19 protein-coding genes and 1 riboswitch are annotated in these 20,907 nt (G+C 70.4%); of the genes, 10 read left to right on the top strand and 9 right to left on the bottom strand.

Going from position 1 to position 20,907, the window contains the following annotated elements:
* Positions 1–168: 168 nt before the first annotated feature.
* Both AC1DTW_RS27090 and recQ read right to left on the bottom strand, forming a co-directional pair.
* Positions 169–810, bottom strand: a complete 642-nt coding sequence (locus AC1DTW_RS27090) for a sigma-70 family RNA polymerase sigma factor (RefSeq protein WP_477984965.1) — start codon at positions 808–810, stop codon at positions 169–171.
* A gap of 70 nt (positions 811–880) precedes the next feature.
* The gene (recQ, locus tag AC1DTW_RS27085) at positions 881–2,776 is read right to left on the bottom strand and encodes a DNA helicase RecQ (RefSeq protein WP_477984963.1); all 1,896 of its coding nucleotides are present in this window, start codon (positions 2,774–2,776) and stop codon (positions 881–883) included.
* A 173-nt stretch (positions 2,777–2,949) separates the two neighbouring features.
* Here recQ and ssb point away from each other — a divergent pair, with 173 nt between their 5' ends.
* The 7 genes from ssb (at position 2,950) to AC1DTW_RS27050 (ending at position 10,788) form a co-directional block, all read left to right on the top strand.
* Positions 2,950–3,468, top strand: a complete 519-nt coding sequence (gene ssb / locus AC1DTW_RS27080) for a single-stranded DNA-binding protein (protein ID WP_477984961.1) — start codon at positions 2,950–2,952, stop codon at positions 3,466–3,468.
* Positions 3,449–3,772, top strand: a complete 324-nt coding sequence (locus AC1DTW_RS27075; RefSeq protein WP_477984959.1) for an ArsR/SmtB family transcription factor — start codon at positions 3,449–3,451, stop codon at positions 3,770–3,772. The genes ssb and AC1DTW_RS27075 overlap by 20 nt, the downstream gene beginning before the upstream one ends.
* A gap of 116 nt (positions 3,773–3,888) precedes the next feature.
* Positions 3,889–4,638 (top strand): SDR family NAD(P)-dependent oxidoreductase, encoded by a 750-nt coding sequence (locus tag AC1DTW_RS27070; RefSeq protein WP_477984957.1) that lies wholly within the window; start codon positions 3,889–3,891, stop codon positions 4,636–4,638.
* Between the two features lie 283 nt (positions 4,639–4,921).
* The gene (locus tag AC1DTW_RS27065; RefSeq protein WP_477984955.1) at positions 4,922–5,911 is read left to right on the top strand and encodes an ABC transporter substrate-binding protein; all 990 of its coding nucleotides are present in this window, start codon (positions 4,922–4,924) and stop codon (positions 5,909–5,911) included.
* A gap of 328 nt (positions 5,912–6,239) precedes the next feature.
* Positions 6,240–9,308, top strand: a complete 3,069-nt coding sequence (locus AC1DTW_RS27060) for an ATP-binding protein (protein ID WP_477984953.1) — start codon at positions 6,240–6,242, stop codon at positions 9,306–9,308.
* 432 nt (positions 9,309–9,740) lie between these two features.
* Complete coding sequence (locus AC1DTW_RS27055; RefSeq protein WP_477984951.1) at positions 9,741–10,637, top strand: alcohol dehydrogenase catalytic domain-containing protein; 897 nt, start codon at positions 9,741–9,743, stop codon at positions 10,635–10,637.
* A complete protein-coding gene (locus tag AC1DTW_RS27050; protein WP_477984949.1) occupies positions 10,546–10,788 on the top strand; it encodes an MDR/zinc-dependent alcohol dehydrogenase-like family protein in 243 nt (80 codons plus the stop codon). The genes AC1DTW_RS27055 and AC1DTW_RS27050 overlap by 92 nt, the downstream gene beginning before the upstream one ends.
* Before the next feature lie 80 nt (positions 10,789–10,868).
* On the opposite strand, the gene AC1DTW_RS27045 is transcribed toward AC1DTW_RS27050, so the two are convergent.
* The 5 genes from AC1DTW_RS27045 to AC1DTW_RS27025 all read right to left on the bottom strand — a co-directional run bounded on the left by AC1DTW_RS27045 (position 10,869) and on the right by AC1DTW_RS27025 (position 15,773).
* Complete coding sequence (locus tag AC1DTW_RS27045; protein WP_477984947.1) at positions 10,869–12,143, bottom strand: cytochrome c; 1,275 nt, start codon at positions 12,141–12,143, stop codon at positions 10,869–10,871.
* On the bottom strand, positions 12,140–12,874 hold the full coding sequence (locus AC1DTW_RS27040) for a c-type cytochrome (protein WP_477984945.1): 735 nt from the start codon (positions 12,872–12,874) through the stop codon (positions 12,140–12,142). Before AC1DTW_RS27040 ends, AC1DTW_RS27045 begins: the two co-directional genes overlap by 4 nt.
* 55 nt (positions 12,875–12,929) lie before the next feature.
* Positions 12,930–14,417, bottom strand: coding sequence for an MDR family MFS transporter (locus AC1DTW_RS27035; protein ID WP_477984943.1), 1,488 nt, complete (start codon positions 14,415–14,417; stop codon positions 12,930–12,932).
* 79 nt (positions 14,418–14,496) lie between these two features.
* Positions 14,497–15,162: an FMN-binding negative transcriptional regulator gene (locus AC1DTW_RS27030; protein WP_477984941.1), complete on the bottom strand. Its 666-nt coding sequence runs from the start codon at positions 15,160–15,162 to the stop codon at positions 14,497–14,499.
* 5 nt (positions 15,163–15,167) lie between these two features.
* Entirely contained in the window at positions 15,168–15,773 is a 606-nt protein-coding gene (locus AC1DTW_RS27025; protein WP_477984939.1) for a GNAT family N-acetyltransferase, read from the bottom strand.
* Positions 15,774–15,844: 71 nt separating this feature from the next.
* Here AC1DTW_RS27025 and pdxR point away from each other — a divergent pair, with 71 nt between their 5' ends.
* Positions 15,845–17,272 carry a MocR-like pyridoxine biosynthesis transcription factor PdxR gene (gene pdxR / locus AC1DTW_RS27020; RefSeq protein ID WP_477984937.1) on the top strand — a complete coding sequence of 476 codons (1,428 nt, stop codon included), beginning with the start codon at positions 15,845–15,847 and terminating at the stop codon, positions 17,270–17,272.
* Between the two features lie 16 nt (positions 17,273–17,288).
* Here the strand turns inward: pdxR and mnmA are convergent, their stop codons facing one another.
* The gene (gene mnmA, locus AC1DTW_RS27015) at positions 17,289–18,428 is read right to left on the bottom strand and encodes a tRNA 2-thiouridine(34) synthase MnmA (RefSeq protein WP_477984935.1); all 1,140 of its coding nucleotides are present in this window, start codon (positions 18,426–18,428) and stop codon (positions 17,289–17,291) included.
* 142 nt (positions 18,429–18,570) lie between these two features.
* Positions 18,571–18,721: riboswitch (FMN riboswitch) on the top strand.
* A gap of 145 nt (positions 18,722–18,866) precedes the next feature.
* On the opposite strand from mnmA, the gene ribB reads away from it, so the two are divergent.
* On the top strand, positions 18,867–19,517 hold the full coding sequence (gene ribB, locus AC1DTW_RS27010) for a 3,4-dihydroxy-2-butanone-4-phosphate synthase (RefSeq protein ID WP_477984933.1): 651 nt from the start codon (positions 18,867–18,869) through the stop codon (positions 19,515–19,517).
* Positions 19,518–19,560: 43 nt separating this feature from the next.
* On the opposite strand, the gene AC1DTW_RS27005 is transcribed toward ribB, so the two are convergent.
* Positions 19,561–20,064, bottom strand: coding sequence for an NUDIX hydrolase (locus AC1DTW_RS27005; RefSeq protein ID WP_477984931.1), 504 nt, complete (start codon positions 20,062–20,064; stop codon positions 19,561–19,563).
* A gap of 114 nt (positions 20,065–20,178) precedes the next feature.
* On the opposite strand from AC1DTW_RS27005, the gene AC1DTW_RS27000 reads away from it, so the two are divergent.
* Positions 20,179–20,907: Rossmann-fold NAD(P)-binding domain-containing protein (locus tag AC1DTW_RS27000; RefSeq protein ID WP_477984929.1), on the top strand; the 729-nt coding region annotated here is incomplete at its 3' end.

Below are 20,907 nucleotides of genomic sequence, written 5' to 3'. Positions count from 1 at the left end.
CCCAGGCGCCGCGCTCGGCGGCGCGCGCGGGCGCCGCCGTCGTCGCGGCGCGGGCCTGGCGCAGGATCGCATCGCTGAGCGCCGGCGGCGCGGCCTGCGCATCCGGCGCATGCCGCAAGGCCGCGCTGAGCCAGGCGTCGCGCTCGGGGTCGTCGTGCTCGCCGTTCGTCATGGCGACACCGGCGCGAGGTACGCGCCCATGCAGGTGCGCAGCTTGCTCATCGCATAGCGCAGGCGCGTCTTCGCGGTCTCGAAGCCGACCTCGAGCGCGGCGGCGACCTCGTCGAGCGCGAGGCCGTCGTCGTGGTGCAGCAGGAACGCGCTGCGCTGCGGAATGGGCAGCTGCTCCAGGCAGCCCAGCAGCTTCTCGCCGGCGCGGCGCCAGAACGCGAGCTCCTCGGTGTGCGACGCGGCCGGTGCCGGTGCCGGCCAGTGCTGCCACGCGGCCGAAGACGCGCCCAGCGGCTCCCAGGGCTCGCCATCGTCGGCATCGAATGCATCGACCGAGACCTCGCGGCCGCTGCGGCGCAGCAGGTCGACCACGCGGTGGTGCGCGAGCGTGAACAGCCAGGTGCGAAAGCTCGCGCCCTGCGGCTCCCAGCGCGTGCGGGCATGCACGACACGCAGCCAGGTGTCCTGGAACACCTCGTCGGTCTGCGCGTTCAGCGCGCTGCCGAGCAGGCGACGGACGAAGCGATACAGGCCGGCCTGGTGCCGCGCGTACAACTGCTCGAACGCGCGCGCGTCGCCGCCCGCGTAGGCGGTCATCAGCGCGGCGTCGGTCGGTTCGGTCGTTGCTGAGGTCGGCACGGGGTGAAGTCTGCCTGATCGCCGTGATACGGCACAGGCGTGCCGCTGGGGTGAATCGCGCCCGCCGCGGTCAATCACCGAGCACGCGCAGGATCTCGCGCCCGTAGGCCTCGAGCTTCTTCGCGCCGACGCCGCTGATCTGGCCGAGCGCGTCGAGCGAATCGGGCAGTGCCTGCGCCATCTCGGCGAGGGTCGCGTCGTGGAAAACGATGTAGGCCGGCAGGTTGTGCTCGCGCGCGACCTCGGCGCGCCAGGCCTTCAGCGCCTCGAAGCGCGCGAGCCCCTCGGTATCGAGCGGCAGCGGCGGGGCCTTGTCCTTGCTGCGCGCGCCGCGGCCCGCGGTCTTGGTGCTGCGGCCGGCGCGCTTCGGCGTCTCGCTCGGCTGGCGCAGCAGCATCTGCACGTCGCCGCGCAGCACCTCGCGCGCGGTCGCGGTCAGTTCGAGCGTGTTGTATTCGCCTTCGGTGCGCAGGTAGCCGAGCGCGATCAGCTGGCGCAGCACGACGCGCCACTGCGCCTCGCCGATGTCGGCGCCGATGCCGAAGGTGCTCAGACTCTCGTGTCCGTTCTGCGCGACCTTCTCGGTCGGCTTGCCGCGCAGCACGTCGATCAGGTGGCCGGCGCCGAAGCGCTGGCCGCGGTTCTGGTGGAAGCGGTAGATGCACGAGAGCGCCTTGCGCGCGGCCTCGGTCGCGTCCCAGGTGGCGGGCGGGTTCAGGCAGTTGTCGCAGGCGTTCTGGTAGGCGGCGCAGGCGTGGCTCGCTTCGCCGAAGTAGGCGAGCAGCCGCACGCGCCGGCAGTCGTGCGCCTCGGCGAGCGAGAGCAGCGCGTCGAGCTTGCCGCGCTGGTTGCGCTTGAACTCCTCGTTCGCCGGGCTTTCATCGATCATGCGGCGCTGGTTCACCACGTCGGCCAGGCCGTAGGCCATCCAGGCATCGGCCGGCGCGCCGTCGCGCCCGCCGCGGCCGGTCTCCTGGTAGTAGGCCTCGATGTTCTTCGGCAGGTCGAGGTGCGCGACGAAGCGCACGTCGGGCTTGTCGATGCCCATGCCGAACGCGATCGTCGCGACCATCACGACGGCCGTCTCCGGTGTATCGCCGCGCAGGAAGCGGTCCTGGTGCTTGCGCCGCACGTCGGCATCGAGCCCGGCGTGGTAGGCCAGCGCGGTGATGCCTTCGCCGACCAGCCAGGCCGCGGTCTCGTCGACCTTCTTGCGCGACTGGCAGTAGACGATGCCGGCCTCGCCCTCGTGTTCGTCCTGGATGAAGCGCAGCAGCTGCTTGCGTGCGTCGTCTTTCTCGACGACGGCGTAGCGGATGTTCGGCCGGTCGAAGCTGCTGATGAAGATGCGCGCGTCTTCGAGCTGCAGGCGCTTGACGATGTCGGCGCGCGTCAGGTCGTCGGCGGTCGCGGTCAGCGCGATGCGCGGCACCCCGGGGAAGCGCTCGTGCAGCACGTTCAGCGCCAGATAGTCCTCGCGGAAGTCGTGGCCCCACTGGCTCACGCAGTGCGCCTCGTCGATCGCGAACAGGCTCAGCAGCCCGCGCTCGTTCAGCGAGTCGAGCTGTGCCAGCATGCGCGGCGTTGTGAGTCGCTCGGGCGCGACGTACAGCAGCACGAGCCGCCCGCTCATCATCTCGCGCTCGATGCGCTGGACCTCGTCGAGCGTCAGCGACGAGTTCAGGAACGCGGCGTGCACGCCGGCCTCTTCGAGCGCGCCGACCTGGTCGTGCATCAGCGCGATCAGCGGGCTCACGACGACCGCGACGCCGCGCTCGGCGCGGTGTCGCGCGATCGCCGGCACCTGGTAGCACAGGCTCTTGCCGCCGCCGGTGGGCATCAGCACCAGCGCGTCGCCGCCGGCAATCAGGTGGTCGACGATCTCGGCCTGCGCGCCGCGGAAGGCGCTGTAGCCGAACACGTCGTGCAGGATCGTGTCGGGCAAGGTGGAGGCGGGTGAGGTCACGGTGCGGGGCCGGCGGCAAAGTCGCGATGGTACGGGAGCGCTCGCGCACGACGCCTTCGCCCATCCGGGGGTTCGCCGGGGGCACTCGCCGTTCCCGCCGCGCGGGGGATGTATTCCGGGGTCGGGGAGCGATAATTGCCGCAACGTACCCCATTCAGCTCTCGGAGTCTTTCATGGCATCAGTCAACAAGGTCATCGTTCTCGGCAACCTCGGCCGCGACCCCGAGGTGCGCTACACGCCCAGCGGCGCGGCGGTCTGCAACCTGCGCATCGCGACCACGCGCACCTGGAAGAACAAGGATTCCGGCGAGAAGATGGAAGAGACCGAGTGGCACTCGGTCGTGCTGTACGACCGCCAGGCCGAGATCGCCGGCGAGTACCTGAAGAAGGGCCGGCCGGTCTTCATCGAAGGCCGCCTGAAGACCCGCAAGTGGCAGGACAAGGAAGGCGCCGACCGCTACACGACCGAAATCGTCGCCGATTCGATGCAGCTGCTCGGCGGCCGCGAAGGCATGGGCGGCGGCGCCGGCGGCGGTGACGAAGAAGGCGGCGGTGGCGGCTACAGCGAACGCAGCGCGCCGCAGCGCTCGGCGCCGGCCGCGCGCCCGTCCGCTGCGCCGGCATCGCGCGCACCGGCACCGAAGCCGTCTTCGACCGGCTTCGACAACATGGATGACGACATCCCGTTCTAAACCGCCGGTGGCCACCTCGGCGAAGGCTCGCTCCCTGACCGACCGCGAGATCGCGCGCATCGCGCGCGCGCTGGCCGAGCCGCGCCGCGTCCAGATCCTGAAGGAGATCGGCGCGACCGAAGCGCCGACGCCCTGCAGTGCGCTGCAGAAAGCGCATGACGTCAGCGCCGCGACCCTCTCGCACCACCTCAAGGAACTCGAGACCGCCGGCCTGGTCGGCATCGTGCGCGAAGGCAAGTTCATGAACCTCGTGCTGCAGCGCGAGGTGCTGCGCGCCTACCTCGATCGCCTCTCGGCCATCTGAGAGGAAGGTGAGAACCTTCTGAACGCCGTGGTCAATCGGCACCGGGTTGACAGGCGATCATCAGTTAGACAATCATCTAAACGTCGAATTGACGATCAACCGATTGGAGAACCAACGTGGGCAGATTGACTGGCAAGGTGGCGATCGTGACGGGCGCCTCGAAGGGCATCGGCGCGGGCATCGCGAAGCGCTTCGGCGCGCAGGGCGCGTCGGTGGTGGTGAACTACGCGTCGAGTCGCGAAGGCGCGGACCGCGTCGTCGCCGAGATCGTCGCGAACGGCAGCAAGGCGATCGCGGTGCAGGGCGACGTCGCGAAGGCCGCCGACGTGCAGCGCCTGTTCGCGGCCGCGAAGGAGGCCTTCGGCACGCTCGACGTGCTCGTGAACAACGCCGGCGTGTTCGCGTTCGATCCACTCGAGGCGGTCACCGAGGCCGAGTTCCACCGCGAGTTCAATACCAACGTGCTCGGGACGATCCTGGCGACCCAGGAGGCAGTGAAGCACTTCGGGCCGGACGGCGGCAGCGTGATCAACATCAGCTCGGTGGTGAGCTACAACCCGATCCCGACCTCGACCGTCTACGCGGCGACCAAGGGCGCGGTCGATGCGATCACCGTGACCCTCTCGCGCGAGCTCGGCGCGCGCAAGATCCGCGTCAACGCGATCGCGCCGGGTGGCGTCGCGACGGAAGGGGTCGAGAAGATCGGCATCCTCGGCAGCGATTTCGAGAAGGGCATGGTCGCGCAGACGCCGCTGGGACGTTTCGGTCAACCAGACGACATCGCGAAGGTCGCGGTCTTCCTCGCCTCCGACGACGCGAGCTGGCTGACCGGCGAGCGCATCTCGGCCTCCGGCGGCTGGCGCTGAGGTAGGACGCACGCGACTGGGCTATCGGTGCGGGGAGGGGCGCAGGAGCCAGCCCGCGGTAGCCGCGGGTCGCGGTTGGGTATGGGTTCGGCCGAAGAGGCGCTGCCCGGCTTGCGTCGCCGCAGCGCTCGCGGCCATCAGCCGAACTTCTGCATGCTGTTTTGGCAGCCGAACCGTCAGGGCGATTGACGGTGCATAGACCGAAGCGTACCTTCCCAGCGTTGGTTGCCAAGTGGCTACTACGCCAGTAGCACGTGGCCTCAGCGACGCGCAAATCTCTGTCATGAATCGTCGAACAGCTTGCACCGCGGTGTTCACCCTGTCGGCGTCGCCACAAGTCATCCGAGCTCAGGTCGTGGGTCGCAAGGCTCGCATCGGATTCCTTGTCGAACTGGCTCTGGATCATGTCGTTCAGCGAGCCAGCGTCGAGCCGTTTCGACAAGGGCTGCGTGAGCTCGGGTACGTCGAGGGCAAGAACATCGTCATCGAGCTTCGGTCGGCCGACGGCAATTACGATCGGCTGCGGGAGTTGGCTGATGAACTGTTGCAGCTCCGACTCGATGTTCTGGTCGCGGCATGGCCTGCGCCGGCGCTGGTTGCCAAGAATGCAACCCGCACCGTGCCTGTGGTTGCCGCAGGCGTCGACAATCCGCTCGACATGGGGCTCGTGGCGACGATGGCGCGCCCGGGCGGCAACATCACCGGCATCAGTTCGTGGGGCGGGGAACTCGTCGCCAAGCGCCTGCAGATCATGCGCGAACTCGTGCCGACTGCACGTCGGTTCGGAATCTTGTTCAATCCCAACGCCGGTGTGACGCGCGCTGGTATGGACAGCGGGATCGTCACATGGGAGCGCACGCTTGGCACCCCAATCCGCGCGTACGAGGCGCGCGGGCCGGGCGATTTTGAGGGCGTGTTTGCGGAATTGGCGCGTGATGGGGTCGATGGCCTCGTCGTGCTCGCCGACGCCAATACGTACACGCATCGGGTCCGGCTCAACGAACTGTGCCTGCGGCGGCGCATGCCATCGGTGTGGGGCAGCCGCGACTTCCTGACCGGTGGCGCTCTGGCCTCGTACCAGTCAGACTGGCCCGCGATTTTCAGGCGTGCGGCGGCGCTGGTCGACAAGATCCTCAAAGGCGAGAAACCGGCCGAGATTCCGTTCGAGCAGGCCACCAAGCTCGAACTCGTGATCGACAAGAGGGCGGCCAAGGCGCTTGAGATCACTGTGCCGCAGGCGCTCTTGCTCGCAGCAGACGAGATCATCGAATAGGAACGCAGCAAGTCCTTCAACGGGAAGGGCGCTGCAAGCTGCCCGTCATGTCCGACCGGATGTGGCCGGGCGATGCCGGCGGTGAGCGTCGGCTGTCCAGCCGTTCAACTGGAGGTCAGCCTTCTGTCGGCGAGACCGTCGACTTGATCGTCAAGGCGCGACCCAGGGCAGACAGAGCACCAACGGATCTCACTGTTGCAAAGCAGTAGTTCATCAAAGGGATCTGCATAAACTGCGGAGGCCCAGATGTCTTAGCGCAAGGGTTTCTAGGGCAGGGCGGCACAATGACCTGGTGGACCGCCATTAACACGCGCGAACACAGCTTCGGATGAGCGAACTCGCCCTCGTCTTCACCGATCTTGTCGACAGCACGCGACTCGTCGAACTCCTCGGCGACGTCGCCGCCGCGCGGGTGTGGGAGGCGCACGACCGCTGCGGGCGCGAACTCGTCGCAAGGCACGGTGGCCGCGAGATCGACCACACCGACGGATTCTTCCTCGTCTTCGACCGCGCGGCCGACGCGGTCGCCTTCGCGCTGGGCTACCAGCAGGCAATGGCTGGGCTGGCACTGTCGGCGCGCGTCGGCATCCACGTCGGCGCGGTCAGGCTGCAGCACAACGCCGCCCATGACGTCGCACGCGGCGCCAAGCCGCTCGAGGTCGGAGGGATCGCCAAGCCGCTGGCCTCGCGTGTCATGTCGCTGGCGCGCGGCGGCCAGACCCTGCTGACGGAAGCGGCGCGCTCTGCGCTCGGCGACGCCTTTGTCGACGCGGTGGCGATCGAGTCCCACGGCCACTATCGGATGAAGGGGATCGCCGAACCGATCGAGATCTTCGAGCTGGGCGTGCGCGACCGGTCGTCGTTCGCGCCTCCCGAAGACTCCGAGAAGGCGGCGCGCGTGATCCGGACGGAAGACGGTTGGCGGCCGGTGCGCGAGGTGCGGCACAACCTGCCGAGCGAACGTGACGCATTCGTCGGCAGGGCGGCGGAGCTGGCGGCCGTTGCGGCCCGATTCGACGCCGGCGCACGGGTCGTGACTCTGCTCGGTCCCGGCGGAACGGGCAAGACGCGGCTGGCCCGACGCTATGGCTGGAGTTGGCTGGGCGATTGGCCGGGCGGCGTCTACTTCTGCGACCTCTCCGACGCACGAACGCTGGAAGGCGTGTTCTTCGTCGTCGCACTTGCGCTCGACGTGCCCCTCGGCAAGAGCGACCCCGGCATCCAACTCGGCCACGCGATCGCGACACGCGGCCGCTGCCTGATGATCCTCGACAACTTCGAGCAGATTGTCGAGCACGCTGAAGCCACCGTCGGCCACTGGGCCGATCGCGCGTCCGACGCCGCCTTCTTGGTCACGAGCCGCGAGCGCCTTCGCCTCGCCGGCGAGGAAGTGCTGCCGCTTGAGCCGCTGCCGGTCGATGCCGAAGGCGTCGAGCTGTTCGCGCTGCGGGCCCGCACGCAGAAAGCCGACTTCGCGCTCACGCCAGCCAACCGCGCGACCGTCGCGCGCATCGTCACCTTGCTCGACGGCTTGCCGCTCGCGATTGAGCTGGCAGCAGCGCGCATCCGCGTGCTCTCGCCGGCGCAGCTCGTCGAGCGACTGACCGACCGCTTCGCCCTGCTCGCCGGTGCGCGTAGCGCCGTCGATCGCCAGGCGACGCTCAGAGGCGCGATCGACTGGTCGTGGAACCTTCTACTGCCATGGGAGCAGGCGGCGCTCGCCCAATGCTCGGTGTTCGAGGGCGGCTTCACGCTCGACGCGGCCGAGGCCGTGCTCGACCTCTCCTTGTGGACCGACGCCCCTTCGATCGTCGATGCGGTCCAGCTACTCGTCGACAAGAGCCTGTTGCGCACCTGGGTGCCGGTCGGTCAGACGCGCCACGCGCTCGAGGAACCGTACTTCGGGATGTATCTGACGATCCACGAGTACGCGGCCGAGAAGCTGTCGGCGAGCGGCGCAGACGGGCGACGCGCTGCGCAGGAACGGCATGGCAGGCACTTCGCCCGCTTCGGCTCCGACGAACGCCTGCTGACCCTCTACCGGCACGGCGGCGGCGTGCGCCGGCGCGCCTTGACGCTCGAGCTCGACAACCTCGTCGTCGCGTGCAAGCGCGCGGTCGCGCACGGGGATGGCGCGACCGCGGTCGCTACCCTTCGCGTGGCCTGGGAGGCCGTCATGACACAAGGCCCCTTTGCTCTGGCGATCGACCTGGGCATGCAGGTCGACGGCCTGCAGCAGATCGAGCCGACGCTACGAGCGGCAGCACTGGCCACGGTCGGACGCGCAAGCGTGGCGGCGGGTCGGCTCGACCAGGCGGCGTCGCTGCATGAGCGTGCCCTCGCGCTCGCGCGCTCGGCGAACGACGCGACGCGTGAAGCCGAGGTGCTCACCCGGCTCGCCAATGCCGAACGCGGGCAGGGCCGCATGGACGAGGCACGCCGCCACGCCGAGCAGGCCGTGGCGCTGCGCGGCGCGCTTGGCCAGGCCGATGGTGTTGCGCTCTACGAACTCGGCATCGTGCAGCGCCAGACCGGCGCGATGCAGGAGGCGCGCGCGACCTACGAGCGCGCGCTCGCGATCGATCGCGAGCTGGGCGACGGCGACGCCGAAGCCAAGGTGCTGAACAGCCTGGCCATCGTCCATGCCGAGCAGGGTCGGTTCGACGAGGCGCGAGCCTATTTCCAGAGCGCGCTCTCGATCAGCCGCGAGCTTGGAGATCGCCGCCAGGAAGGGCTCGTCCTCGGCAACCTGGGCAGCCTGAACACGGAGCAAGGCCATCTCGAACTAGGACGCGAGCAAACGGAAGCCGCGCTCGCGATCCATCGCGACACGGGAGAGCGGATCGAGGAGGGCCAGGCGCTGGCCAACATTGCCCTGCTCGACCAAGCGGCGGGTCATGTCGAAGCCGCCCGAAGCAATTTCCTCGCCGCGCTGGCAATCGCGCGCGATGCGAGCAACCGCCGCCAGGAGGGTGTCGTGCTCGGGTGTCTGGGCGTTCTCGAAAGCGAAAACGGCCAGCTCGACGAGGCGCGCCTGCACTACGACCAAGCGCTCGCTATCCATCGCGCCGTCGGCAATCGACGCAGCGAAGGCGTGGTGCTCGCGCAACTGGCTGACCTGCTTGCACGGCAAGGGCGGGACGAAGAAGCGCAAGTCCTGCTGGCGCAAGGCGAAGCTCATCTGCGAGCGGTCGGAGAACCGCTCGATCTGGCGGGGCTGCTGTGCCTGCGTGGACGGCTCGAACTCGCGGGCGGCAAACCGGAGCGCGCTCGGCAGTCGCTCGAGGAGGCAAGCATCGGTGCCGAGGCCATGCATCTCGACTCGGGCGCCAAGCTGTGGCAAGAGATCGCGGCGTTGCGCCGGGCGATCGACGCGGCACGGCCGACAGCTCTATGACCAAGGTGCCCGGACCTCGCGATGCGAAGGCGGGCGTCTACGAGTCGACCGTAAGCGGCCCTTCGCGGCTGCCTGCTTCTGGCCGGGGGCTGCCCGCGAGGTGACATCGCCCAGTGGCCGCTGCTCATCACTTTGCCGTCATCGACACTTCAAAGTCAGGTCTGTATCGCATAGCTGCCGGACGCCGGCGCGAACGAGCACCGGCACCCGACCCACTCCCGACATTCACCTCTCGGGATTGCTCGCTGCGCAGCAGCCATTCGCGCAAGGCGCAAACCATCGCGAAAGCTGAAGTAGCACCGGCACAGGCGCTGCACGAACTCCAGTCGCGGCAACGCCCAGTGCGCTACGCCACTGGCGTGATGGCTTTCACCTAGGCGCGAACGGCCGCACACCGCTAGAGTGCGCCGGACAGGACAAACGGCGACTCCAATGCTCAGCTATCCCTTTGACGCGTTCGGGAAGCCACTGGCTCAGGTGCTGCGCGAGACGCCGCATCCCGTCGGCAGTGAAGTCGTCGTGCGTGTCGGCAGCTGCGGCCTGTGTCACACCGACGTACACCTGCACGACGGCTCCTTCGATCTCGGCAACGGCAACAAGCTGGATCTGAGCCGTGGCATCGCGCCGCCGCGCGTGCTCGGCCACGAGATCGCCGGCACCGTAGCGGCCGTCGGCCCCGACGCCAGCGGCGTCGCGGTGGGAGATCGTCGCGTGGTGTTCCCGTGGATCGGCTGCGCCGCCTGCGGGCCTTGCAAGGACGGCCACGAGGAGCAGTGCATGGCACCGCGGGCCTTGGGCCTGAATCGCGATGGCGGCTTTGCCGACCATGTGCTGGTGCCGCATCCGCGCTACCTCTTTGCATTTGACCCACTGCCTGAAGCCCAGGCCTGCACCTACGCCTGCGCGGGCCTGACAGCCTATGGCGCGCTCAAGAAGTGCGCCCCGCTCGGCGAAGGCGACACGCTTCTCGTCATCGGCGCCGGCGGCGTCGGCCTGTCGGGCGTGCGCATGGCGGCGGCGGCGCTCGGCGTCAGGCCGGTGGTGGCCGAGATCGACCGAAGCAAATGGGATCTGGCCCGCGAGGCCGGCGCCGTCGACTGCCTGGATCCCACCGATGCCAACGCGACCCGGGCCTTCATGAAGGCCAGCGGCGGCGCGGCTGCGGTGATTGACTTCGTGGGCGCGGCGACCACGTTCACCTTCGGCCTGTCTGCGCTGCGCAAGGGGGGGCAAGCTGGTGTGCGTGGGCCTGTTCGGCGGCGCGGCGCCCTTGATGCCGGCGATGCTGCCGCTGCGCGCGGTCACGATCACCGGCTCCTATGTCGGTAGCCTCGCCGAGATGGGCGAGATGATGGCGCTGGCACGCCAGGGCAGCCTGCCGGCGCTGCCGGTGACGACGCGCCCGCTGGCGGAGGTCAACGAGGCTCTGGCCGCGCTGCGCAGCGGCGCGATCCGCGGCCGCGCGGTGCTGCAGCCTTGAGACCTCAAACCGGCCATTGGTGAATGGCCGTTTGTGGCCGGCTGCCGATACTCGCGAAAGGCAGCCTCCTGGCCGTCCGATTACTTCAGGCTGCGGAACTGCGCCACCTCGCGTGCCGACACCGGTGCGGCGCGGTGGCCCCAGCTGCCGCGCAGGTGGCTCAGCAACTGAGCCACCTCGGTATCGCTCAGCACGGTCGCGAACGGCGGCATGCCGAAGGGCCGCGGGTTGCCGGCGGTGCTGGGCGGGAAGCCGCCCTCGAGCACGATGTGCACCAGGTTCGCCGGCGTGCGCAGCGTGACCGCGCGGCTGCCGGCCAGCGGTGGGTAGATGCCCGGTACGCCCTCGCCCTGCCCGCCGTGGCAGTCGATGCAGTGCTGCCGGTAGAGCTTCGCGCCGGGGCTGTCGGCCGGCAGGCGCTTCGGCGGATCGTCCGGCTCCGGCTCGGCGGGCGTCTGCGGCAAGGCCTTCAGGTAGGTGGCCATCGCGCGCAGATCGGGTTCGCTCAGGTGCTGCGTGCCGCCGGCGACGACCTCGCCCATCGGCCCCATCACGGCGCCGCGGGTCGAGACGCCGCTGCGCAGCAGCGCGACGATCTGCGCCGTGTCCCAGCCCGCGACGCTGGCCTCGTCCGGCGAGGTCAGCGACGGCGCATACCAGTTCTGCACCGGGATCAGCCCGCCCGCGAGGTCGAGCGTGCTCGAGGTGGCGCCGAGCGCGTTGCGGCTCGCATGGCAGGCGTTGCAGTGACCCAGGCCCTCGACGAGGTAGGCGCCGCGTTGCCACTCGGCGCTGTGCGCCGGATCGGGCGCGATGCGCTCGGGGCGGAAGTACAGCGCGCGCCAGACCGCGAGCGCGGCCTGCTGGTCGAACGGGAACGCCAGCGCGTGCGCCTTGTTCGGCTGCGCTACCGCCGGCAGGCTGCGCAGGTAGGCGTGGAGTGCGTCGGAATCCTCGCGCGTGATGCGCGTGTAGTTCGGGTACGGGAACGCCGGATACAGCAGGCGCCCGTCGCGTGCACGGCCGTTGTGCAGCGCGCGCCAGAACTCGGCCGACGACCAGGCGCCGATGCCGGTCGCGGTATCGGGCGTCAGGTTCGGCGCGTAGATCGTGCCGAACGGCGTCGGGATGCCGCGCCCGCCGGCATAGGCCGTGCCGCCCGGCACGGTGTGGCAGCCGATGCAGTTGCCGGCACGCGCGAGGTAGGCGCCGCGCGCGATCAGCTCGGGCGTGGCGGACGCGGACGCGCCGCCGATCGGGTCTTCGTCGCGCAGGTTGAGCCACGCCACCAGCGCGATCAGCAGCGCGACGATCCCCAGCAGCGCGACCGCGCCACGCGCCAGGCCGCGCTTCATCGCGCGCTCCCCGACACGCTCGCTTCGAAGCACGCCAGCGGCAGCGGCGCGGGCGACGCAGCCGCGGGCTTCGCGCCGGACGGTACCGGCTGCGCCGCGAGCCATTGCGAGAGCGCACTGATGTCCTGCGGCGCGAGGCGCTGCGCGACCTGCGCCATGCAGTCCGGCGCCGCGGCATGCCGGCTGCCGGTGCGCCACGCGCCGAGCTGTGCGTTCAGGTAGTCGCGCGGCATGCCGAGCAGCGCCGGGATCGCCGGCGCGACGCCCATCAGCGCGCCGCCGTGGCATTGCACGCAGGCCGGCAGCCTCAGCGCGGCGTCGCCGCGCAGCACCAGCGTCTCGCCGCGCGCCAGCACGTCGGCGCCGGCGTTCGCGGGCTGCGGCGCCGGATACGGCAGGTCGAGCTTCGCGAAGTGCTCGGCGATCTCGCGCAGGTAGGCGTCGGAGAGCGGCGCGAGCAGGTTCGTCATCAGCGCGTAGCGGCGCCGTCCGTCGCGAAACGCGACGAGCTGGTTGTACAGGTAGCCGGCCGGCTTGCCGGCGATGCGCGGGTAGTAGCCGTCGCTCGCGGCGCGGCCCTGCGGGCCATGGCAGCCGGTGCAGGCTTGCACGCGCTGCGCCATCGTGTCTTCGACCTTGGGTGCGGCCTGCGCGAACGCGGCCGCGCCGATCATCAGGCCCGCGCCGAACGCGCGCGCCGCGCGGCGCAACATCGCATGGGGTAGTGGCATGGCATCCTGGTGATCGCCGGCCGCGCGGCAGCGCGGCCGGCACGCGCCGGTTGTATCAAAGTTCGGCGGCCGCACCGCGCGCGGCGCCGCGCGCATCGTGCAGCTGCAGATCGGGCAGGCGCGCGACGAACCACAGCGACAGCATCGAGATCGCCGCGCCGACGTGCATCACGCGCTGAAATGCCGTGTCGTCGAGCGTCGTCGCGGCGCCGAGTCCGTGCTCCAGCAGCGCCGGCGCGCCCGCCGGCAACTGCCCGCGCAGCAGCAACAGCACGACCGAGCTCAGTACCGCGATGCCGATGGCCCCGCCGAGCAGGCGGAAGAACGCGGTCAGCGCGGTGACCGTGCCGATCTGGTCGCGCGGCACCGATTGCTGCACCGTGATCAGCGTTGTCGGCATCTGCAGGCCCATGCCGGCGCCGAGCACGATCAGCGCCAGCGTGGCGAGCCCGCCGGTCGCGCTGCCGAGGCCCATCGCGAGCAGCGCGATCGGCACCATCGCGACGCCGAGCCGCTGCATCGGCAGCACGCGGCCGGTGCGACTCAGCCAGCGCCCGGCCGCGAATGCCGCCGCGGGGATCGCCAGCGTCAGCGGCAACAGGTGCAGCCCCGCATCGGCCGCGCTGAAGCCGGCACTGAGCTGCAGCCGCAACGGCACCAGCACCGACATCGCGATGAAGTTGAAGAAGCAGATGAACAGCAGCGCGGAGCACGCGACGACGCTGCGGTTGCGAAACAGCGCCATCGGCACGATCGCATCCGGGTGGTGCCGCTGCTGCCGCACGAACACGACGAGCAGCGCCGCCGCGATGGCCCAGCCGATCAGGTTCCACGCATCGCCCCACGCGGTGCCCTGGCCGACGCGCGTGATCGGGATCAGCAGCGCCGTCAGCCCGCTGAGCAGCAGCAGCGCGCCGACGCCGTCGATGCGCGCCGCGCGGGCGCGCACCGGCAGCGCCTTCAACGCATGGTGCACCAGCCCGAGCGCGAGCAGGCCCACCGGCAGGTTGATCCAGAAGATCCACGGCCACGACAGGTACTCGGTCAGCACGCCGCCGATCACCGGGCCGAGCATGCTGGCGACGGCCCAGACGATGCTGACATAGCTCTGGTAGCGCCCGCGTTCGCGCAGCGGCACGACATCGGCGATCACCGACTGCGCGCTCGCGATGAGCCCGCCGCCGCCGACGCCCTGCAGCACGCGCGCGAGCACCAGCTGCGGCAACGTCTGCGCGAGCGCGCAGGCGACCGACGCGACCAGGAAGATGACGATCGCGATCGTCATCACGCGGCGCCGCCCGACCAGGTCGCTGAACCGGCCGTACAGCGGCGTCACGACGGTCGACGCGATCAGGTAGCCCGAAATCACCCAGGCCATCCACTCGAAGCCGCCGAGCTGGCGCGCGATCGTCGGCACCGCGACGCTGACGATGGTCTGGTCGAGCGCCGCGAGCAGGATCGTCATCATCACCGCGGCCGTCGCGGCGCGGAACTGGCTGGGGCTGAGCGGCGCGGCGGGGACGAGTGCAGTGTCTGGGGTCACGGGGGATGAGGCGTGCAGGGCGGCCGAGCATGCCGCAAATGCGAAATCAGCGTCGTGCCCGGGGTTGGCGAAGTCGGGCTCAAGCTTGCGGCGGTGTCCCGTTCGCAACCGCGCCGTTCGCGACCGCGTCGGCCATCGCCTCGGCCTGTGCACCGCTCTGCGCGCGCAGGCCGTGGACGACGCCGTCGCGATCGGCCGCGCCGCGGTTCTGCGTCACCTTCCATTTGCCGACCAGCGAGGTCAGCTCGATCTCGATGCCGACGATCGCGCGCAGCAGCGTCTCGATGTAGTCGGCCGGCGCATCGCCGACCGACCACGGCACCGGCCGCGCCGCTTCGTGACGCTCGGTCAGGCGCGTGACGAAGGCGCGCAGCCAGCCCGCATCGTCGACCGCGCGCAGCCGACCGCGCGCCTGCACCATGATGTAGTTCCAGGTCGGCACGACCTTGCCGGTGGCCGCCTTCGTCGGGTACATCGACGGGGAGATGTAGGCCTGCGGCCCCTGGAACACGACCAGCGCATCGACATCGCCACGCGCCTCGCGCCACAGCGGGTTCGCGCGCGCGACGTGGGCGCGCAGGATGCCGGGGCCGCCGGCCGGGTCGGCGTCGAGCACGAATGGCAGGTTGTTCGCGGCCAGCGCGCCGGCCGCGTCCTGCGTGACGAGCAGGCCGAGCGGCTCGCGGCGCAGCAGCGCATGCAGTGGCTCGGCGCGGGTCTCTTCGAAGTGGGCGGGCAGGTACATGGCGTTCAGTTCCGGACGAGGGTGTCGGTGCGTGCGAGCCGCGCGTCGAGGCGGCGCCGCACCTCGGGCCACTCGGTGTCGAGGATCGAGAAGTAGACCGTATCACGCACCCGGCCCGAGGCAGTGATCAGGTGCTTGCGGAAGATGCCCTCCTGCGTCGCGCCGATGCGCAGGATCGCGTTGCGCGACTTCTCGTTCAGCGCATCGGTCTTCAACTCGACGCGCATCGCGCCGAGCGCGTCGAACGCGTGGCCGAGCAGCAGCCGCTTCGCGTTCGTGTTCGCGGCGCTGCGCTGGTGCGAGACGGCGAGCCAGGTCCAGCCGATCTCGAGACGCCGGTTCGGCGCGTCGATGTTGCCGAAGCGCGTGCTGCCGATGACCTGGCCGCTCGCCGCATCGAGAATCGCGAACGGCAGCGCCAGGCCGCGCGCCTGTTCGTCGAGCGCGAGCCTCACATAGGCGCGCATCGCATCGATGTCGGGCAGCGGCGTCGGAATCCAGTTCCAGATCGAAGGATCGAGGCCGACGCGGGCGAGCGCCGGCACGTGGTCGATCGTCAGCGGTTCGAGGCGCACGAACGGGCCGGTCAGCGTGATGGGTTGCGGATTCATCGTCGAAAGTTCCTGGTTTCGGAATGGCTCTTCATCGTAGAAACTATCTGGGGCGTTCAAGGAGCCATTCGATGACGATGCAAAGAGCCGTTGCGCCGCAGCTGCGCCAGCAGGTCTACCTGCGCCTGCGCGCCGGCATCGAGGCCGGCACCTTCGCCGCGGGGGCGCGGCTGCCGGCCTCGCGCGAGCAGGCGCGCGCGCTCGGCGTCTCGCGCAACACGGTGCTGTGGGCGCTGGCGCGGCTGCAGGCCGAGGGCTACCTGGTCGCGCGGGTCGGCGACGGCACGTACGTCGCCGAGCGCAGTGCGCCGGCGCGCGGCCGCGCACGCCCGACGGGCGTGGGCGCGCAGCAGCTGCTGTCGCAACGCGGCCGGCTGATCGCCGAGACCGGCCTGCGCTGGGACCCGGCCGGCGGCGAGGCGCTGCCGTTCCGCATCGGCCGGCCGGCGCTCGAGGCCTTCCCGTTCACGCTCTGGCAGCGGCTCGAACGGCGCACGCCGCTCGCCGTGCGCATCGCCGGTGCCGGCTATGCCGACCCGGCCGGCCATGCGCCGCTGCGCGCGGCGATCGCGCAATGGCTGCTGGTGTCGCGCGGCATCCGCTGCGACGCCGGCCAGGTGCTGATCACGGGCGGTGCGCAGCAGGCGCTGGACCTGATCGCGCGGCTGCTGCTCGATGTCGGCGACGAGGTGCTGGTCGAGGACCCGGGTTATCCGGGCATCCGCGCGAACCTGATCGCGCACGGCGCGCTGGCGCGGCCGGTGCCGGTCGACGCCGAGGGCCTGTGCATCGCGCAGGGCGCGGCGCGCTGGCCGCAGGCGCGGCTCGCTGTCGTCACGCCGACGCACCAGTTCCCGCTCGGCGTGCGCATGAGCCTGGCACGCCGCGCCGCGCTGATCGAGTGGGCCCGCGCAGCGCGCGGCTGGATCGTCGAGGACGACTACGACGGCGAGTTCCAGTACGGCGCGCAGCGCATCCCGGCGCTGTGCAGCATGGCGCACGATGCGCGCGTGCTGTATGTGGGCACCTTCTCGAAATCGCTCGGCGCGGGGCTGCGGCTCGGCTTCGTCGTGCTGCCCGATGCGCTGGTCGACGCCTTCACGCGCGCCCGCGCGCTGAGCGATCGTCAATCGCCCGGCGCGGTGCAGGACGTGCTCGCGCGCTTCATCGACGAGGGCCACCTGCTGCGCCACCTGCGGCGCATGCGCGAGCTCTACCGCGAGCGCCAGGGTGCGCTGATCGCGAGCCTGGCGCGCGCCAGCGCCGATGCGCTCGTGCTCGCGCCGAGCGCGCAGGGCATGCACCTCGCGTTCGAGGTCGGCGAGCGCGTGCGCGATACCGAGCTGAGCGCGCGCGCCGAGGCGGTCGGTGTGCAGCTCGCGCCGATCTCGCGCTATTGCATCGCCGCGAAGCGCCGCGGCTGGCTGTTCGGCTACGCCGGCTACGACGAAGGCCAGCTGGCACGCGCTGCGCGCGCGCTCGGGCGCCAGCTGCGCTGAAGAAGGTCGACGGTGTTCAGCCGCCGGCGATCACGCCGCCGCCCAGGCAGACCTCGCCGTCGTACAGCACTGCCGATTGCCCCGGCGTGACAGCCCACTGCGGCTGCTCGAAGCGCAGGTCGAACGAGCCGGCTGGAGCGTCGCCCGCGGCGCCGGCGAATTCGCAGGCCGCGTCGTGCTGGCGGTAGCGTGTCTTCGCGGCGAATGCGCCGTGCGCCGGCGCGTGGCCGGCGACCCAGCTCGTGTCGTCGGCGCTGAGCCGGTGCGACAGCAGCCACGGGTGCCCGTGGCCCTGCACGACATACAGCGTGTTGCGCGCCATGTCCTTGCGCGCGACGAACCAGGGGTTGTGCTCGCCCGCGCCGCGGGCCGCACCGCGCTCCTTCAGCCCGCCGATGCCGATGCCCTTGCGCTGGCCCAGCGTGTAGAAGCTCAGGCCCACGTGCTCGCCGATCGTGCGGCCGCGGTCGTCCTTGATCGGGCCGGGCGTGTTCGCCAGATACCGGTTCAGGAACTCGCGGAACGGCCGCTCGCCGATGAAGCAGATGCCGGTCGAATCCTTCTTCTTCGCATTCGGCAGGCCGATCTCTTCGGCGATGCGGCGCACCTCGGTCTTCGGCAGCTCGCCGACCGGGAACAGCGTCTTCGCGAGCTGGGGCTGTGTCAGACGGTGCAGGAAATAGCTCTGGTCCTTCAGCGGGTCCAGACCTTTCAGCAGTTCGAACTGCCCATCGCGCTCGCGGACCCTCGCGTAATGGCCGGTCGCGATCTTCTCGGCGCCGAGGCGCATCGCGTGGTCGAGGAACGCCTTGAACTTGATCTCGGCGTTGCACAGCACGTCGGGGTTCGGCGTGCGGCCAGCCTCGTACTCGCGCAGGAACTCGGCGAAGACGCGGTCCTTGTAGTCGGCTGCGAAGTTGACATGCTCGATCTCGATGCCGATCACATCGGCGACCGCGGCCGCGTCGACGAAGTCGGCGTTCGACGTGCAATAGCCGTCGGCGTCGCCCGGCCCGCCGGCGGGCCGATCGTCATCCTCCCAGTTCTTCATGAAGATGCCGATGACTTCGTGGCCCTGCTGCTTCAGCAGCCACGCGCTGACCGCGGAGTCGACCCCGCCGCTCAGACCGACCACCACCCGTTGCCGTGCGCGCATCGCGCGATTATCCCGGCGCGGCCCGCGCAGCGCCCGCGGCGGGCCATTCGCGCGGCGCCGGGTGCCAGCCTCGTTGTCGCCCTGGCGACGCATACGGGCTTTGCATCGGCCGTAAGATCGTCGCGCCGATCGAAGGATCGGCACACGTCTTCAGGGCGGGGCGAAATTCCCCACCGGCGGTATGCGGCGCAAGCCGCGAGCCCGCGAGCGCTCTTCATCTCCCGGTGAAGAGGTCAGCAGATTCGGTGAAATGCCGAGGCCGACGGTCACAGTCCGGATGAAAGAAGATGTGCCGATGCAGTGCGACTGCGCCGTCCCTGACTTTCGGGTCAGGGATGTTTTTGCCGGGCTCGCGCCCGGCAAAAACTCCGGCGTGGCCGCGCGGTGTTTGCGCGCCCTGAAATGTTTTTCGTGCTTTATGCGAGGAGCGTTTCAACCATGTCTCAACTTCCCCTTCCCAGCGGCCCGATGCCGCCGCGTCTGCGCATCGCGCTCGACGCCATCCGCCACGGCCGCGCCGTCGTGCTGCTCGACGACGACGACCGCGAGAACGAGGGCGACCTGATCGTCGCCGCCGATCGGATCACGGTGCCGATGATGGCCACGCTGATCCGCGAGTGCTCGGGCATCGTCTGCCTGTGCATGGGCGACGCGCCGCTGCAGCGCCTCGCGCTGCCGCCGATGGTCGCGAACAACGGCAGCCGCTACGGCACCGCGTTCACGGTCTCGATCGAGGCCCGCGAGGGCGTCACGACCGGCGTCAGCGCGGCCGATCGCGTGACGACGATCCGCGCGGCGATCGCGCCCGGGGCGAGCGCGGCCGACCTCGTCAGCCCCGGCCACGTGTTCCCGCTGCGCGCGGCACCCGGCGGCGTGCTCGAACGCCGCGGCCACACCGAGGGCGCGGTCGAGCTCGCGCGCCTCGCCGGCCTGCAGCCGGCCGCGGTGCTGTGCGAGCTGATGAACGAGGACGGCAGCATGATGCGCGGCGACGCACTCGTCGCGTTCTCGCGCGCGCACGGCTACCCGATGCTGACGATCGCGGAGCTGGTCGCGTACCGGCGCGAGAGCGAAGCGGCGATGGCTTGAGCGACGGCGGGCCCACCCGGGCCGGCGCGAGGCCCATCCACGCTCAGACCTTGATCTCGGGCTCGTAGACCGTCGGGTCGGTCGTGATCGCGCTCAGCGGGTAGCGCTGGCCGTCGACGTAGTCCTCGATGCACCCGAGCACGTGCGGGCTGCGGTGCCGGGCGCGGCTCGCGCGCAGCTCGGGCAGCGTCATCCACAGCGTGCGCACGATGCCGTCGTCGAGCGGGCGCAAAGGGTCGGCTGCGCCGACCGTGCCGCCGAACGCGAAGCGCAGGAAGGTCACGTCCTCGCCGGTCGCGGGGCGCTTGAAGCGCGACAGGTACACGCCGATCAGGCGATCCGGCGTGAACACGCAGGCCGTCTCCTCGAGCACCTCGCGGATCACGCCCTGCTCGGGCGACTCGCGCGGGTCGAGGTGGCCGGCCGGGTTGTTCAGCTTCAGGCCTTCGGGCGTGTGCTCCTCGACGAGCAGGAAGCGGCTCGTGTCGCCGTCGCGACGCTCGATGATCGCGGCGACGGTGACACTCGGTTTCCAGCGCTCGGGCATGCGATGGATGTTATCCCGCCCGTGTTGACCGCGGTCATTGGCGCCGGGCGGGCAAGGTGCGGCAGAATCGGCCCAGTTCCGACGTCCCGAAAAAAAGCGCCTGAGGAGGCCCCCATGCTGATAGGAGTTCCGCTGGAGACGGCGGCCGGTGAAACGCGCGTGGCCGTCACGCCCGAGACGGCGAAGAAGCTGAAGGCGCAGGGCCACGACATCCGCGTCCAGTCCGGCGCGGGCGTGGCCGCCAGCGTCACCGACGCGGCCTACGAGGCTGCCGGGGCCGAGATCACCGACGCCAGCGGCGCGTTCGGCTGCGATCTGGTGCTGAAGGTGCGTGCACCGTTGCACAGCGAGCTGTCGCAGATGAAGACCGGCGCGAACCTCGTCGGCATGCTCAACCCGTTCGACAGCGACGGCCTGCACCGCCTGGCCGGCGCCGGCATCACCAGCTTCGCGCTCGAGGCCGCGCCGCGCACGACGCGCGCGCAGAGCATGGACGTGCTGAGCTCGCAGGCCAACATCGCCGGCTACAAGGCGGTGATGATCGCCGCCGACAAGTACCAGCGCTTCTTCCCGATGCTGATGACCGCGGCCGGCACCGTGAAGGCCGCGCGCGTCGTGATCCTCGGCGTCGGCGTCGCCGGGCTGCAGGCGATCGCGACCGCGAAGCGCCTCGGCGCCGTGATCGAGGCGAGCGACGTGCGCCCGAGCGTGAAGGAGCAGATCGAGTCGCTCGGCGGCAAGTTCATCGAGGTCTCGTACGACACGCCCGAAGAGAAGGAAGCCGCCGAAGGCGTCGGCGGCTACGCCAAGCCGATGCCGCCGAGCTGGCTCGCGCGCCAGCAG

Source organism: Rhizobacter sp. P5_A1 (genome assembly GCF_056400745.1).
This window is presented reverse-complemented; position numbering and strand designations above follow the sequence as displayed.

What these genes read in the sequence shown, in the direction of transcription:
- AC1DTW_RS27030 (WP_477984941.1), bottom strand. Translation starts at nt 15,162, where the DNA reads ATGTACCTGCCCGCCCACTTCGAAGAGACCCGCGCCGAGCCACTGCAT.
- AC1DTW_RS27075 (WP_477984959.1), top strand. Translation starts at nt 3,449, where the DNA reads ATGACGACATCCCGTTCTAAACCGCCGGTGGCCACCTCGGCGAAGGCT.
- AC1DTW_RS27040 (WP_477984945.1), bottom strand. Translation starts at nt 12,874, where the DNA reads ATGCCACTACCCCATGCGATGTTGCGCCGCGCGGCGCGCGCGTTCGGC.
- AC1DTW_RS27005 (WP_477984931.1), bottom strand. Translation starts at nt 20,064, where the DNA reads ATGCCCGAGCGCTGGAAACCGAGTGTCACCGTCGCCGCGATCATCGAG.
- ribB (WP_477984933.1), top strand. Translation starts at nt 18,867, where the DNA reads ATGTCTCAACTTCCCCTTCCCAGCGGCCCGATGCCGCCGCGTCTGCGC.
- AC1DTW_RS27025 (WP_477984939.1), bottom strand. Translation starts at nt 15,773, where the DNA reads ATGAATCCGCAACCCATCACGCTGACCGGCCCGTTCGTGCGCCTCGAA.
- mnmA (WP_477984935.1), bottom strand. Translation starts at nt 18,428, where the DNA reads ATGCGCGCACGGCAACGGGTGGTGGTCGGTCTGAGCGGCGGGGTCGAC.
- ssb (WP_477984961.1), top strand. Translation starts at nt 2,950, where the DNA reads ATGGCATCAGTCAACAAGGTCATCGTTCTCGGCAACCTCGGCCGCGAC.
- AC1DTW_RS27065 (WP_477984955.1), top strand. Translation starts at nt 4,922, where the DNA reads ATGAATCGTCGAACAGCTTGCACCGCGGTGTTCACCCTGTCGGCGTCG.
- AC1DTW_RS27045 (WP_477984947.1), bottom strand. Translation starts at nt 12,143, where the DNA reads ATGAAGCGCGGCCTGGCGCGTGGCGCGGTCGCGCTGCTGGGGATCGTC.
- AC1DTW_RS27055 (WP_477984951.1), top strand. Translation starts at nt 9,741, where the DNA reads ATGCTCAGCTATCCCTTTGACGCGTTCGGGAAGCCACTGGCTCAGGTG.
- pdxR (WP_477984937.1), top strand. Translation starts at nt 15,845, where the DNA reads ATGACGATGCAAAGAGCCGTTGCGCCGCAGCTGCGCCAGCAGGTCTAC.
- AC1DTW_RS27060 (WP_477984953.1), top strand. Translation starts at nt 6,240, where the DNA reads ATGAGCGAACTCGCCCTCGTCTTCACCGATCTTGTCGACAGCACGCGA.